14 protein-coding genes and 2 pseudogenes are annotated in these 13,619 nt (G+C 64.4%); 10 read left to right on the plus strand and 6 right to left on the minus strand.

Annotation, left to right across the window (positions count from 1 at the left end):
* Positions 1-26: 26 nt before the first annotated feature.
* Together ABZ707_RS11555 and ABZ707_RS11560 are read left to right on the plus strand one after the other, a co-directional pair.
* Positions 27-535, plus strand: a pseudogene (locus ABZ707_RS11555) (transposase); the annotation flags it as partial.
* The gene (locus tag ABZ707_RS11560; RefSeq protein WP_360172562.1) at positions 475-1,353 is read left to right on the plus strand and encodes a DUF6192 family protein; all 879 of its coding nucleotides are present in this window, start codon (positions 475-477) and stop codon (positions 1,351-1,353) included. The pseudogene ABZ707_RS11555 and the gene ABZ707_RS11560, both read left to right, overlap by 61 nt.
* Before the next feature lie 580 nt (positions 1,354-1,933).
* On the opposite strand, the gene ABZ707_RS11565 is transcribed toward ABZ707_RS11560, so the two are convergent.
* The 5 genes and pseudogenes from ABZ707_RS11565 to ABZ707_RS11585 all read right to left on the minus strand — a co-directional run bounded on the left by ABZ707_RS11565 (position 1,934) and on the right by ABZ707_RS11585 (position 6,383).
* The gene (locus ABZ707_RS11565) at positions 1,934-3,682 is read right to left on the minus strand and encodes an ABC-three component system protein (RefSeq protein ID WP_360171605.1); all 1,749 of its coding nucleotides are present in this window, start codon (positions 3,680-3,682) and stop codon (positions 1,934-1,936) included.
* Positions 3,679-3,924, minus strand: coding sequence for an ABC-three component system middle component 6 (locus ABZ707_RS11570; protein ID WP_360171608.1), 246 nt, complete (start codon positions 3,922-3,924; stop codon positions 3,679-3,681). Before ABZ707_RS11570 ends, ABZ707_RS11565 begins: the two co-directional genes overlap by 4 nt.
* On the minus strand, positions 3,908-4,834 hold the full coding sequence (locus tag ABZ707_RS11575; protein ID WP_360171611.1) for an ABC-three component system protein: 927 nt from the start codon (positions 4,832-4,834) through the stop codon (positions 3,908-3,910). The genes ABZ707_RS11570 and ABZ707_RS11575 overlap by 17 nt, the downstream gene beginning before the upstream one ends.
* Before the next feature lie 334 nt (positions 4,835-5,168).
* Entirely contained in the window at positions 5,169-5,639 is a 471-nt protein-coding gene (locus ABZ707_RS11580; RefSeq protein ID WP_360171614.1) for an NUDIX domain-containing protein, read from the minus strand.
* Between the two features lie 2 nt (positions 5,640-5,641).
* Positions 5,642-6,383: pseudogene (locus ABZ707_RS11585) on the minus strand (helix-turn-helix domain-containing protein).
* 107 nt (positions 6,384-6,490) lie between these two features.
* Between ABZ707_RS11585 and ABZ707_RS11590 the strand changes: the two are divergent.
* The 3 genes from ABZ707_RS11590 (at position 6,491) to ABZ707_RS11600 (ending at position 8,328) form a co-directional block, all read left to right on the plus strand.
* Positions 6,491-6,733: a hypothetical protein gene (locus tag ABZ707_RS11590; RefSeq protein WP_360171617.1), complete on the plus strand. Its 243-nt coding sequence runs from the start codon at positions 6,491-6,493 to the stop codon at positions 6,731-6,733.
* Positions 6,734-6,978: 245 nt separating this feature from the next.
* Positions 6,979-7,422, plus strand: a complete 444-nt coding sequence (locus ABZ707_RS11595; protein ID WP_360171620.1) for a hypothetical protein — start codon at positions 6,979-6,981, stop codon at positions 7,420-7,422.
* A 69-nt stretch (positions 7,423-7,491) separates the two neighbouring features.
* A complete protein-coding gene (locus ABZ707_RS11600; RefSeq protein WP_360171623.1) occupies positions 7,492-8,328 on the plus strand; it encodes a protein kinase in 837 nt (278 codons plus the stop codon).
* Between the two features lie 1,564 nt (positions 8,329-9,892).
* On the opposite strand, the gene ABZ707_RS11605 is transcribed toward ABZ707_RS11600, so the two are convergent.
* Positions 9,893-10,378 carry a GntR family transcriptional regulator gene (locus tag ABZ707_RS11605; protein WP_360171626.1) on the minus strand — a complete coding sequence of 162 codons (486 nt, stop codon included), beginning with the start codon at positions 10,376-10,378 and terminating at the stop codon, positions 9,893-9,895.
* A gap of 169 nt (positions 10,379-10,547) precedes the next feature.
* Here ABZ707_RS11605 and ABZ707_RS11610 point away from each other — a divergent pair, with 169 nt between their 5' ends.
* Genes ABZ707_RS11610 through ABZ707_RS11630 form a run of 5 tightly spaced genes read left to right on the plus strand, consistent with a single transcriptional unit; the run spans position 10,548 to position 13,492 of the window.
* A complete protein-coding gene (locus tag ABZ707_RS11610; protein WP_360171629.1) occupies positions 10,548-10,907 on the plus strand; it encodes a hypothetical protein in 360 nt (119 codons plus the stop codon).
* Positions 10,904-11,113 (plus strand): hypothetical protein, encoded by a 210-nt coding sequence (locus ABZ707_RS11615; RefSeq protein ID WP_360171632.1) that lies wholly within the window; start codon positions 10,904-10,906, stop codon positions 11,111-11,113. Before ABZ707_RS11610 ends, ABZ707_RS11615 begins: the two co-directional genes overlap by 4 nt.
* Positions 11,110-12,531 carry an FtsK/SpoIIIE domain-containing protein gene (locus ABZ707_RS11620; protein ID WP_360171635.1) on the plus strand — a complete coding sequence of 474 codons (1,422 nt, stop codon included), beginning with the start codon at positions 11,110-11,112 and terminating at the stop codon, positions 12,529-12,531. The genes ABZ707_RS11615 and ABZ707_RS11620 overlap by 4 nt, the downstream gene beginning before the upstream one ends.
* Positions 12,532-12,565: 34 nt before the next feature.
* Positions 12,566-12,718: a hypothetical protein gene (locus ABZ707_RS11625; protein ID WP_360171638.1), complete on the plus strand. Its 153-nt coding sequence runs from the start codon at positions 12,566-12,568 to the stop codon at positions 12,716-12,718.
* A gap of 48 nt (positions 12,719-12,766) precedes the next feature.
* A complete protein-coding gene (locus tag ABZ707_RS11630) occupies positions 12,767-13,492 on the plus strand; it encodes a DUF2637 domain-containing protein (protein WP_360171641.1) in 726 nt (241 codons plus the stop codon).
* Positions 13,493-13,619: the final 127 nt, after the last annotated feature.

A 13,619-nucleotide genomic window follows, 5' to 3' on the forward strand; every position in this document is an offset into this window, starting at 1 on the left:
CTGTTGATCATGTCAAGGCCTCGAGGGTGAGTCTGCTGTACGACGCTGTCAGCGTCGAGTCCCTGACCGTGTTGTCGCGGTTCCGGACCGACTTCTACGATTGCCTGACCGCCCGCGCTGACGCCCTGTTCGAGTTGGCGGACGCGGTTGCACGGACGGGCCCGTTCGGTCGCTGGTCGAACTGGCCCTCGCGCCGGAACACCGCCGTGGCCACGGGTCGCTCTACGGCGGGCTCAACCAGGGCCGGATCGACATCGGCCGGCTGCGCCGCACCCTGGCCGGGCTGCCGCTGCCGAAGGCAGCGGACGGCAGGCTGGTCCTGGTGGTGGACGTCTCGCCGTGGCTGCGGCCGGACGCCGCCACGGTCCCGGACCGCTCGTTCTGCCACACTTACGGCCGCGGTGAGGCCAAGCATCAGATGATGCCCGGCTGGCCGTACTCAATCGTGGCCGCGCTGGAGACCGGCCGCACCTCCTGGACCGCGGTCCTGGACGCGATCCGCCTCCAGCCCGGAGCCGACCTCGCCGCGATCACCACCGTGCTTCTACTGCTCCCAGGCGCGCAGGTCGGCTTCCGCACCGTCCGCTGACCAAGGACGAAAAACTGGACCGGGTCCGGGTGCTGATGAGGGAGAACGAGAACGCAAGCGATGCCGTGGAGGAGATGATCCGACGCCCGGATGTCGCTCACAAGGTGATGGCCAACCCCTCGAACCAGCGCATCCTGGATCGGGCCCGTCACGAGCAACGGATGGAGGCCGCGAGCTCCCGCTTCTCGGCAGCGTACGAGCGCCACAACGCACAGGACCGCGAGGACGAGGAACTTGAGGGGGGAGAAGCAGAGGAAGTCGAGGAGGAAGAGGCTCAAGAGGTGCGCCGACGCGAGCCGGCTGTGGACTACCAGCGGGCCTCCAGCGAAGTACTGGAGCTCCTGGAGGGGACCGCGGACCCAGGGCAGGCTGAACCAGCGAGGGTTGGCACCCAAATCCTCCTGGACAGGGCAATCAACAGGGAGTCGAATGCGACCGCACGGCGGACTTCCTTCAGCTCGGAAAGTGCTGAACGGTGCCGCAGCGCGCTGCGGGCCGCGCAGGTGGAAGACGCGAATGCCCGTCTGGAGGGCACGGTGGTCGGCGGCAGCAAGGTACGCGGAGTGATCGAAATTGAGGTCGAGGACGGCGAGGTGGTGGTCGTCCCGGTTCCGAAGGACGGCGTAACCGCGCTGCTCGCTTCGTATGCGGAGCGCCGGGTAGCAGCCGACGTACACGTTCTTACGGCCCGGTCACCCGGTGGGCGGGAACACCGCAGCTACACCTTGCTGGACCTGTTCCTCCGCGAAGCGGCGGACGAGTAGACCGTGCGTGGTGAGACGTGTGGGGAACTGCGCAAGCGAGCCGGAGACACGCGCCCCGCCGTTGACGGCGCCGCTTTCAGGGATCGTCCGAACGTGCTGTCCGGCGCGAGGGGCCGTACCGGCCGCCCCAGTAGCCGTGCCGTTTCACCGCTCCCCCGGTAACGCGAGAGGCCCCCAGGATTTCTCCTGAGGGCCTCCGGCCTGCTGTGCACTCGGCAGGATTCGAACCTGCAACCTTCTGATCCGTAGGATCGGGCAGGTCACTGGGACGGTGTCCGGGCTCCTACTGGAGTGATCGCGGACGGCGGTGATCATCCGCCTCTGTGTGCCGTCGTTGCCGTCAGGGTTGCCGTCAAGTCTGGACGGGGGCAACGACGCGCAGCGTACGCCGGACTTAGGTCCGGCCAGGCGAAGCGTTGCAACCTTCCCTCCCTATGAGTGCAAGGCACATTCGCGGCGCACATCGCGTCGTCGCGCGGCCAGTCCGCAGACTGCCCGACTCGCCCGAAACTTAAGGGCCATGATCTCTTGCGCCCTGGCAGCTCTCGCCCAAAGCCGCTCCACCGATCAGTCTTGCTGGTTACCGGAACCGGATACCGAATAGACCGCCGTCTTCATACTTGTCGGTCAAGCGAACCGGTAGAACAACGGAATCAAGGTCCACATCTTCAACCGATGGGAGATTATCGCTATTCAACGTGATGAGATGCTGGTAACCGCGCTCCAGAGCCTCAGAGTGGCCAGTTCTGATCGCGGCGCCGATTTGCCGACTATCAACGCCATCGAAGATGTGACTGTCGTGAACCAACACGCGAGGCGCCCGCGAGGGAAGTGCGATACTAATCAGCGTCAAATCGAAGCAATATGTGAGCATGTTGGTGATTCCCTTACTACGCTCACCATCAATCCCCACGCTGAATTTCGGGCCGTTATCAGTGTTAGAGATCGCTAGCAAACCTCCACGGTCCCCGTAAATAGAATGCGACAGCGCCTGGAAGACGACAGCCGCCTCATCAACGCTGTTGGACCTCTCGCGAAAATCACGCTGAAGGCGCTCCTGCAGCTGCTGCCGCTCAAGTCCTAGCAGTACTTGCTGAGATTCCAAAGCCTCGGCGGCCTGGTACTGCTTGCTTAGCCTCTCCGCCTCATTCTCGCGGCGACCCAACTCTTTCTGTAGTTCCGTGAATGTTTCAAGAGCACCGCCAGCCTTCAGTAGTTGCATTACTTCAGCACGGCGCGTATCGAAGGATCTGATCTCATTTTCCCGCGCAGCGATTCTAGCCTCTGTAGCTACGACCTCCTCCCGCAGGTAAGTACGCCGATTTGAGATTACTGACTCGTGAAAGGCGCGGACGTCTTCGTAGGCCGCAAGAGCTACCCCCGGAAGCTCCACCCCAGCCAGATCATAGAGAAGCCTCAGATTTTCTGGATCCGGCACAGGCTCATTTCTGGAATCGTCGCCTAGTCGATCCAGGTAGCGTCGATCTAGAGTGTTCTCATCGTTGTGTTGAGAAATCTTCTTACTAAGCCGTGATGCCTCTTTCTGCAGCTCGGAGTACTCGTCAACTACTCTAAAGCTTTTGAGTTGTTCGTTAAGGCGCGTGACGCCGGCTTGCGCAATCGCGAGAGACGCCCTCAGTTCCGCAGACTTACCAATAGCGTCACCCATAGCGCCATCCTTGGCCGCTTTTTTGAGCTCCTTGAGCGACTTCTCCCGCTGCCTGACAGTCTCCCAGTCTCTTGAAATCGACCAGTCAAGTCCCAATAGGTAGGACAGATTGACTTGTTGGTCGGCAGTCGACTGCTGAGTTGTGTGCTTGATTGTTTCCTGAAACCCGCCGCTCGACTGTCGACGGATCAGATAGGAAAGGAGAGAGCGAGGCGAGGGCGAGGCGGAAACAGAGGTCTCTGATTCGCTAAGCCCGAAGAGGTGCTTAGCGATCAGCGCCTTCCAGACTGCGTTTGTGATGGTGACGCTAGGCGAACCAAGCACACTTTCCCAACCGTCAATCCGGACCTTAGACGGCTGGCTTCCTGATCGCACTACCGTGATGATGGACGCTTCGCCAGGGGATCGTCCGTTCTGGGTCACGGTCAGTTCAAGTCCGAACTCATACGAGACCAAGGCTTCGTTTCGGAACAAACTATTTGGGTCCGCATTGCCACCCAAGAGGAAATGCAGGAGCTCAATCAAACTGCTTTTGCCGACGCCGTTCCTGGTGTCGACTTCCTTGGATTCTGGGGTGACGTCGGCAAGCAGAATGTTCAGCCCTCGGTGTAGGCGAATTTCTTTAAAAGAAGGCAGGCTGCTGAAAATACGAGTAATCATGTCGCCCGCCTAATTGTGTTTGCCGGACCCATCCGGATCGCCCCAACGGCAAAGAGGAGATCGAGCGCTAGAACGAACCAATCGAAGGTCAGGGGGGTATACTCTTCCGTCCTCGATCTATCCAGCCTGACCAAGTGCCATAGGCCGCTGACTGTGCTCGGCTCGTCAAGTTCTTTGATGATCTGAGCCCCGATAGTCAGGAGAGCCCGATCAGCTGGAATTCCCTTAGTTGGCAAAATCATGATCAGCACTCCTCTCGGGACGCAAGAATATATCGCATTCCTCGAAGAAGTAGGTCAGTACACCATAAACACCGACCTCGCGCGAGGGGCTAGGAGCTCCGCTCCCCCCGACCCACTTGCGGAGCTCCCAATAGATTTCGTCCGGGTTCAAGCCGAGTTGACGCAGCTCTGAGTACCTGTCTGAAAATGCCTGCGCTGTCTGATCCCGTAGTAGCTCATCACTCACCCGCCTGTAGTAGTTACGCACTACTTGTGCAGGCGGCATGCCTAGCGTGATCAAAGAGCGCGTAGCATCAGACAGTAGGTTGTATTCCATCTTGTCGTCGGGCACTGGACGCAAGTCGGCGCGAGCTGGGACCCTCGCGCGGTCCAGGTGGTCCAGGACCGGTTGAATCTGATCCATCCCTGCTTCAATAAAATCCTCAAACGTCGGGACGTTAGGGAACAGGGATCGCAAGTCGCCAATTTCCAGATCCATCACACGCTTACGGAGGGCTTCTCGCCCCCAAGGGCTCGCGACATTATCCCCGCGGGCGGTATTTATTTCCAGAATGACCTTGAGGGCGTCTGGCCCTAGACCCTCGCGATCATTGTGTACGAAAATCCAGCGGTCAAGATACTCCTCCCAATGAGGCAGGCACTCTGCAAAATCCGTCTCAACCTTAGTTCTGATACCAGAAGCCGTCGGCTTTCTGGGAGCGTAAACGGCGAATACGGTACGCTGGGAGATCAGGTAGCCATCATTCTTCCTGTCTCCTGAATTACCCCAAGGGCGCACCCGAACAAAGTCCCCGTCAGGGTGTACGCGCTCCATTATCTCGGAGAAGAATTCTTGAAATTCATCCTCAAAGGACTCCTGATAGCGATCGCGGAATGCCATTTCGTAAAGCGCCATGATGCGATCGTTCACAGGACCCCCATATTCTAAAAAGACCAATATCCCACACTCATGACGATCCATCAACACCGCAGACAGGATGAACGCTTGTCCAGGCCGTCACTCAGGTAGGTGCGACTGGGATGGCCATGCAACGAGCCTGCCGCCTGGTGGGGCGCCGATCCGTCGGGCACCTCAAGTAGATGCCTGCAGGCCAAATCGCCGATCTCCAACGCTGTGTCTGACACTTACTCCTGACATCAACAGCAGCGCACGGCAGCAGCCATGGACAAGGAGCTCGGAGATCTGAGGCTCGGTCGAAGGCACACCACACGTAGAAAGATCGAAAGCTGTGCCGCACGCGCGATCAGCCAAGATAGGGGCGCTCACGGTGTTCCAGGAAGTGGCGTACCCGGAGCCGCTGCGTGTGGTGCATCGGCAGTTGCTCAATCTCCTCCGGTGGGACGAACCGCAGCTCCGTTGACTCCTCCGAGATCGCGAGTTGGCCGCCGACCACGCGGGCGGTGAAGCAGACGTTGAACTGTCTGCGCACCTCGCCGTCCGAGTAGGCGATGACGTGGCGAGGGTCGGTGTACGTGCCCACGAGCCCGGTGATCTCCACGTCCAAACCCGTCTCCTCCTTCACCTCCCGGACGGCAGTGCCAGGAAGTGAGTCGGCCATCTCCATGCCGCCGCCGGGGAGAGCCCAAAGGTCGTTGTCCCGCCGGCGCTGCAAGAGCAGGCGCCCTTCGTCGTCGGTAACCACGGCGGACGCGGCGACCACCATGCTGTTTGGCTCAGGTGCCGCCGGGTCGTCGTAGTACTCGGTCCGTGCCACGGTCACTCTTCCCTTACTGGTGTTGCGGTGTCCCATAGCGTCGAAGCTGCTGGCGTAGGTGTCGAACATCCCGCCCGGTTCGCTGCGGCGGAGGTGCCACACCGGGGCGCCGTAAGCGTTCACGCCCCACACGTGGGCGTTGACCAACGCCTGGTCATCCGCACGATAGATCGAGTTGTAGAGCGTGGTCGCATGAGTCCGCACCTCGATGCCAGATACCCCGGCAAGGGGGCGGTAGTGCATGAGTGCAAGTCGGCATCGGGACTCGATTCCGTGCCCGAACCGCTCCTCCTCGCCACGCTGTTGCACGTTTGGACTGTCCGGATCACCGATCGCGATTCGCACTGCACACCCGTCCGCAGCTCGCTCCCGCAGCAAGTCATTGAGCCGCGGATACGCCTCATGCAGGAAGACGGCTGCGTACACCAACACGTCAATGTGCGCGCGGGCTTGGGCCAGCATGTCCACAAGGGTGGACACGGGGATGTCCGCCCGCTTGTCGTACAGAGCCACCAGTTCCGGACTGACAGCGCGGGCAGGGCGAGCCTGCCGGAGCGCGGGCCATAGAGCGTGCACGTCTTCTCCTAGCGTTTCCGCTGCCAGCATGGCGGTTGCACGACGTGGTGTTCGCCCCTGGTTGACCCATCGTTCGATCGACTTGGGATCGACTTCGACCTTGTCCGCGAGGGCGCTATACGTCCAGCCGCCAGCTGCCATGGCAGCTCGTAACCTCTCGTTCGGCATTTCAATCTCTCCTAAGACCTGGGGACGGCACCAGGGACGTTCTACCCGATGCGGGACGTCCCCAACTGGGGTTCTGCGGTGGTTCCGACGTCCCGATGAGCGGCAGGATGCTCGTTCGCATGGCGAGCAACCAGCAGACCAGACCAGGCATCAGTGAACTGGCGAAGGACACTGCCACCGGCCGTATCGGCGTCGTCATGGCGGAGGTCGGCGCCCGGGTGCAGATGAGACCCGTTGGTGGCGGCATCGAGTGGGATGCCATGCCGGACGACGTGGTGGCACCGCCTGCAAGGGAGGAACTGAGCGCCCGACTTGCCATCAAGAACGGCAACAGCCGGGGCGGGCTGTGATGCGCGCCATCGGCCGGTACGCGGGGGTTCTGTTCGTCATCGTGATCAGCGGGTCGTGTGGCCTGGTGATCGGCATGGCCCTCGGTATCAGCCAGTAGACCGGCCGCCCCGAATGGGGTGCCACATCCCTTGGCTCCCCCTCCCCGTTCGGGGGGGTCTTCTAGGCCCCGCCTGTCAAAGGCCACGCCTCGACGACCGGTGCGGGCGCAAGTACCAGACCACAGAGACAATCAAGGAGCATTCGCATGACGGCAACGGCCAACGACCAGAAGACCGGGCGCATGGTGGCCGGTGAGGAGCTGTTCGAGAGCCTCACGCACTTCGTGGTCCTCCACAACGGGCAGTCCTCCGGCCGGGCAGAGCGGATCGCGGACCAGGCAGTGGCCTTCGTAGTCGCCGCCGCGACCGCAACCGTCCCCATGGTCCCGTCGGACGACGTGGACCTCGGTCTGCACGCGCTCATCCTGCATACGAAGGAGTACGCCGACCTGTGCCAGCGGTTCGCCGGCCGCTTCCTCCACCACAACCCGAAGCCGGGCGGTGGCGGGCGTGACCCGGAGATGGTCGCCGCCTCCGCGCACGCGATGAAGGCGGCCGGGTTCATGGTCTTCGACGACCTCTGGACCGTGGACGGCACCAACCTCGCGCAGTGCGACTCGGACTGCGGCCGTCCGTACGGTCAGGCGTAGCGACACGACACCAGCGGCGCGGTCGACCTCAATTGGGGTCGGCCGCGTTGCCCGGAAGGAGAGCTGACGTTGTCCGGGACACCCCCTGAACTGCCGATCGTCGTGGTCGATGCGCTCATGCCCAAGGCTCAGCGCCTGGTTGTCAATCGCCGGGGCTCCATGGTCTGGGAGGTTGAGAGCCATCGAGGGCAATACGCCGTGAAGGTCGGATATCCGATCGAGGCTACGGCCGCCTGGCCCGCCCAACCCTGGACGGCGCTGGCCCCCGCACGCGAAGGCGCCGTGCTGTATCGGATCGGCTTCAACGACTTCGCGTACGGTGAGTGGGAGCGTGGCACCTGGAACATCCAGCCGTGGCGCGAGGGGCCCGACCTCTACGAACTCTGGAAGCCCTGTCGTGAGCCGGACTCTCGTACTGAACCGCACATCAGCGTGGCCCTCGGCTGCGTAGAGGCACTGGCCGAACTGCACGCCAAGGGCTGGGCCCACGGCGACGTTCAACCCGCGCACTTCATCATCGGACCGGAGCGCACGCACCTCATCGACCTGGCTTTGGCCCGGGGTGGGCACATCCCCGAGTGGTACGACTTCCCGTTCCGCGGCTGCCTCGTCCACTACGAAGCGCCGGAGATCGCGCGCAGCGTGCTTGCGACCGGAGAGGCCGAGGCGACGCAGGAAGCCGACGTGTACGCGCTCGGCGCGTCCCTGCTCATTTCCGCTACGGGCTGGCGAGCCGTCGAGTACCCGGACGACGCATCCCGCCCTGAGCAGAGACGAGCCGTTGCGAGTGGCAAACGCCGACCAGTGCGGGTGCGCGGCGAGCTGGGCGAACTGATCGACGCCATGCTCAGCTCGGCGCCCGAAGACAGGCCCACGATCTACGAGGTCGGTAAGGCCCTCAGCTAAGCCTTAGACCCACAAGCAGAAGACCGGACCACCCCTCCGCCTGGACAGCATTCAGGGTGGCCCGGTCGCGGAATCCCTGTTCAGGACCCCGGTGCCGATGGTACCGGGGCGGTTGGCGTGCTCGAATTCGGGTGTTGCTGCAACCCCGGCTCCTAGTTGTCGAGTTGGAGAGGTGTTCTGGCCTGAGCCACCGAAAGTCAGCCACGACGGCGGGTGCGCCGAACGAGCACTCGTCACGTGTGTCTCCAGCAACCCCCCGCCGGTCTCAGCCACGCTTCTTCCACTCGTCACGGCCCTCGGCCCTCTCCCGGCCTGGGCGTTGGCGACCAGAGTCTTGGAGCATCGGCGTGCCTGCGGCTTTGAGTTCTGTCGGCTGCGGAGCGTGGGTCGGTCGGGGTGGCAGGGTCTCGCTTGGTCGGTGTCGGCCTGGTCCTGGCGCTCGGACTGGTCGGGTTGCTTCCTGCTCTGGCTGTCCGCCTCGGCGGTGCTGCGCGCTGAGCGGGTGGGGGCCGCCGGAGCGGTGGCGGAGACAAGGAGCGGCGGCGGCCCATGGCCGCCAGCGCGCGCGGCCCGCCGTAGGCGGGCCGCCTTGATCCAGTAAAGAAACTCTGAACAGCTCCGCTGCGCTGGGCCACTGACCCGACACGCGGCATGCACTGACCTCGACCACTCAGGCGGTCGCCGATCCGTGCGCCGCGCGAAGCCCGATAGATCCGCTTTTATGCTGGTTCGCTCTTGCGGTCGCCGAACTTTATCCACAGGTCAGAGCTTGCAGGATGCCATTGCGGGCTTGGTCGGGGCACTCCCCGTCATCCCGTGACCTTTTCGTGATCTTGGTCGGGGGTTGGTGGTCGGCGTGATGGTCGGCAGTGAGTGCTGGACTGATTTCTTCCGAGCGGCTGTCACACCGACGAACTTCCCGACACCTGTAGCAGATGAGGACAGGGATCCACTCCGGCCGCAGAACCGGAGAAGGGGCAGTGACGTGGGACACAGGAGCGGGACGCCACACCGATGCGGTGTTCGACACCTCTATAGGCGGTCCCCAAAGAAGCGGCGGCGGAACATAGCCGACGGTCGTCTGTTACCCAAACCGACGTTTCTCCGGACCGCTGATGCACCTGGCCGGCGACTGGAAGGACGAGCGATGTGGGTGTGGAAAGGCGCTGATTCCCGCCCAGCGGGACGCAAGGGAATCCGAGGGACGGATTCTGCCTGCCCCGCGGGAGCACTGCGCCGCACACCACGCAGGTGTCCGGTCTGGCAGATAGACCTATCGACAGCCGCGATGACGGCTTGCCAGACGGCACGGGCAAGCCTTGATCCGGCGGAAGTTGACCACTGGACAAGCCTTCGGGCAAGTCCGCGGCGGCCGACTGAACAGGACAACGGCACCGCAGGGAACGGGGAGACATGACCGAGCAGATACGCCACTCAGAAAGGAAGCTGATCGCCATTCACGGCCGGGAGGTGGCAGAGGCGGTCGCACTGGTCCGCGAGATGAGGGCCACGGTGACGAGGCTCGGCCGCGAGGCGACGCAAATGCGACAGGATGTCGCTCGGCTCAAGAGCGTGGCGGCTGCTGGGCCTTCTTCAGGGCCTCGACTTCCCGACGCAGCTCCTGGTGCTCCGCGCTGAGTTCTCGGATCTCGTCGCGTAGGTCGGCAAGGAGTTTGATGAGGGTGGACCCGGTGGATTCGCTACCGGGCTCTCTCTCCTCGCCCCCTTCACCCGGCCCTTCCTTGTCCTTCTTGGCCAGGTACCAGGCGGGCGGGTTGTAGTCGATGGTGAACTCGCCCGTACCGTCGGCGACGTCGGCGACGAAGCTACCCCGGCCATGGATGGTGTAGATCAGCCCTTCGTCCCGCAGCACGTTCAGCGCGCTTCGTGCGGTCATGTTGGCCACACCGAAGCGCTCCTGGAGCTCACGGACGGACGGCATCTGTTCGCCCGGCTTGAAGCGGCCTTGCTTGATGTCGCGCCTGAGCTCGTCGGCTGCGTGTTGATACGGCGGCCGGCGATCCTGCTTCTTCTCTGGCGCGGGAGTCATGCCCCAAGGGTAGCGACCCCTAGCTGCCCTAGCACACCCCACTGACATAGCTGAACTGCGTCACTCTACATCTAGCTCACTCCTGTCACTTGACAGTGCTAGGTGAGCGAGGTTCTATAGGTCGCACCCCGCCGCTCGGCGGAGGGCCTACCGAAAGGACACAACACCCATGGCTCGTATCCGTGTTGGGCTGCTCCCGTCCGCGTCGTTCATGGTCGGCAACCTGCCGGTGCCGAAGTACGCGGACGCCGAGAAGACTCAGTTCGCGACCGACCGTGAGACCGGCGCGAAGCTGTTCACGGTCACGCTCTTCTTCATGGAGGAGGACCGCGCCGAGGCCCTGAAGATCACGGTTCCGGAGACCGGTCTCCCCAACGGCCTCAAGCCGGGTGTGCCGGTCATGCCGGTGGAGCTGTTCGCCACTCCGTGGGCCCGGATCTTCAACGGGTCGCTGTCGGACGGCATCGCCTACCGCGCAGACCGCCTGGACCTGGGCGGCGGCCCGGCTTCGGCTGCTGAGGCGGCGTGAGCGGTTCTGCGTTCCGGTCCGGCGTCGAGTGCGGCTACCCACTGCCTCACGCCGGGCCGGATGCCCGGCTCAGTGACTCCCTCATCACCTCGGTGGCGGCCGTGCTCGTCGGCTACGGCTTTCCCCGCCTCGCCAACCCAGACCGGGCGGCGCTCGAATCGGCCCTCGGGGCCTTCCTCTACAACTCTCGGGAGAGCAAGACATGAAGGACAACGACCTGGCCGGAGGGGTCTTCGGCTACGCGCCCCTGGTCGTCGGCGTGGCTCTGGTGGTGCTGGTCGGCTGGTCGGTGTGGTGGGTGGCGCGCTACCTGCGGGCCGATGCCATGACGCGGCAGTCCATCCGGCAGGCCGTGCGGGTGCGGCGGACGTGGAAGCGGCTCGCGCAGATGCTGAAGCTGTGCGCCACGGACAAGATGCCGACCCCGTTGGCCTCGCTGGCGAACACGGAGAACAAGCCCCGCGTGCTGGTCCCCGCGCTGAAGGTCACGCATGACGCGTTCGGGGTGATCGCACGGGCGACCTGTCTGCCGGGCGTCGGCCTGGCCGAGTACCAGAAGGCGGCCCCCTACCTGGCGGATGCCTGGCGTATGACCCGAGTGTCAGCGCTGCCGGGGGATAAGCCCGGACACGTCATGCTGCGCGGGGTGCGCGTGGACCCGCTGATCACGCCAACCGTTCACGTGCCCACCGGACGCCCGCCGGAGGAGTACGCGAGGTGGGACCTGGGGGTGGACGAGTTCGGCATGCCCGTCTTTGTGCCCCTCAAGGAGGTGCCCGGAGTGGCTGTCGGCGGTCTGCCGGGCTTCGGAAAGACCTCGTGTGTGAACCGGCTGGTGTGTGACTGGGCGCCCTCGCCGGCCGTGCAGTTCGTCTTCTTCGACGGGAAGGTGTCGCACGCCTACGAGGGCGACTACGCCGACCTGGTGCAGCGGGCGTTCGCGTTCTGCGGGGATGACCTGGAGGAAGCGAACAAGCTCCTCAAGGAGTTGGTGGAGCTGCGCCGTGCCCGCTCCGCGAGCATCCGCAAGGTGCTGGGCCGGAAGAACATGTGGCACGTCGGTCCGTCGGCTGACTGGCCCTTGATCGTCATAGTTATCGACGAGGCTCACACCTACTTCCGTGACCACAAGGGCTCCGACCCCGCCACGAAGCGGCTGGCGGCATTCGCTGCGGAGAATGCCCGGCTCACGGAGGACCTGGTGAAGAAGGGCCGCTCGGTCGGCTTCCTGACCCTGCTCACCACGCAGAAGACCACCGGGGACGCCATCCCCACCTTCATCCGCGATGTCTGCCCGGTCGGTCTGTCCTTCGCGCAGAAGACCGCTGACGCCGCCGTGGCCGCGCTCGGCGACGACATCCGCGAGTGGCCCGACGCGAGCCCGGTCCTCCTCCAGGACCCCGCGTATGTCGGTGTCGCGGTCATGTCCCAGCACGGCCGCCCCGGCTTCATCCGCATCCGCACTCCCTATGTCGCTGACGAGGACGCCGCCCGCGTCGCCGAAGCCACTACCCATCTGGTGCGCCACCCGGCCCGGCTCCTGGAGGACCTGACCGGACGGACGGTTGTGGACCTCACAAAGGAAGACCCCGACGACGACAGCTCCACGCCGTTGGCGGCCTGACATGCGCCGATTCATGAGGATCTACATCCGGCACATGCATAAGGCGATCACCGCTCAGGACTTCGACTTGGCCGGACGGATCGGTATCGCCGCCTACCGCGTCGCCAATGCCCACGAACGCCGGGTCCTGGAGACCTACCTCGGCCCGAACGCCGCCCGCCGGGCCGGCCTCGCCCCCAGGCCGTGACCGCCCCCGCCGAGTCCCACCGACACCACGAGAGGAGGTGAAATCCCAATGTCTGAGGACCGGATCACCCAGCGCACCGTGACCGTGATCATGGGCATCATCGCCGCCCTGGCGTTCGTCTTCTCCTTCGGCAACGTCTGGTCCCTGGCCCTGCGCCTCGGCGTTCCCGCCCCCATCGCGCCCCTGATCGCCCCCATGGTCGACCTTTCCGTGGTCGGTCTCCTGGTCGCCCTGCGCTACCTCTCCTTGCGCGGTGTCCCCTCAGAGCAGATGAAGGCGGCCACCCGCCTCATGCACGTCTCCGGGCTGCTGACCCTGGCCCTCAACATCGCCGAGCCCATCGCCGCCCAGCACTACGGCCGCGCCGCCGTCGACGCGGTGGCCCCGGTGCTGCTCCTTGGCTGGGGAGCGGTCGGCCCGCAACTCCTGCGCTCCTTCCACACGGTCGCCGCCGATGCGGCCGACCCGGCTCCCACTGCCGACACAGAACCGGCTCAAGGACTCGCCCCGGCCTCTGCCGAGACAGAACCCGCCCCGCCGCCCGCCCCGCAGAACCCGGCCCCGGTAGGTCCGGTCACCACCCCGGTTCCCGTCACACCCGCGGCTGTCGTGACCGCGCCTGCGGTCAAGGTGCCTGAGCCGCTGCTGACCGAAGCACGCTCCATCGCCGCGTCCCACCACGACGAGCACGGCGAACCCATCACAGCGGCCCAGCTCAAGAGGCGACTCGGCATCGGCCAACCCATGGCCACCGCCCTCCACGCCGCCCTGTAGCTCCACCCCTGCAGCCGGCCTTCCCGGCACTGCCCACCCTCGCCCACCCCTGGGCCGACCCGTCATGCCTGCGGGCAGCAGCACGAACGCACTGATCGCTGCTGCCCGCAGGCGCCCACCCTCACGC

This window comes from Streptomyces sp. NPDC006923 (assembly GCF_040635655.1).
Taxonomy (GTDB): Bacteria; Actinomycetota; Actinomycetes; order Streptomycetales; family Streptomycetaceae; genus Streptomyces.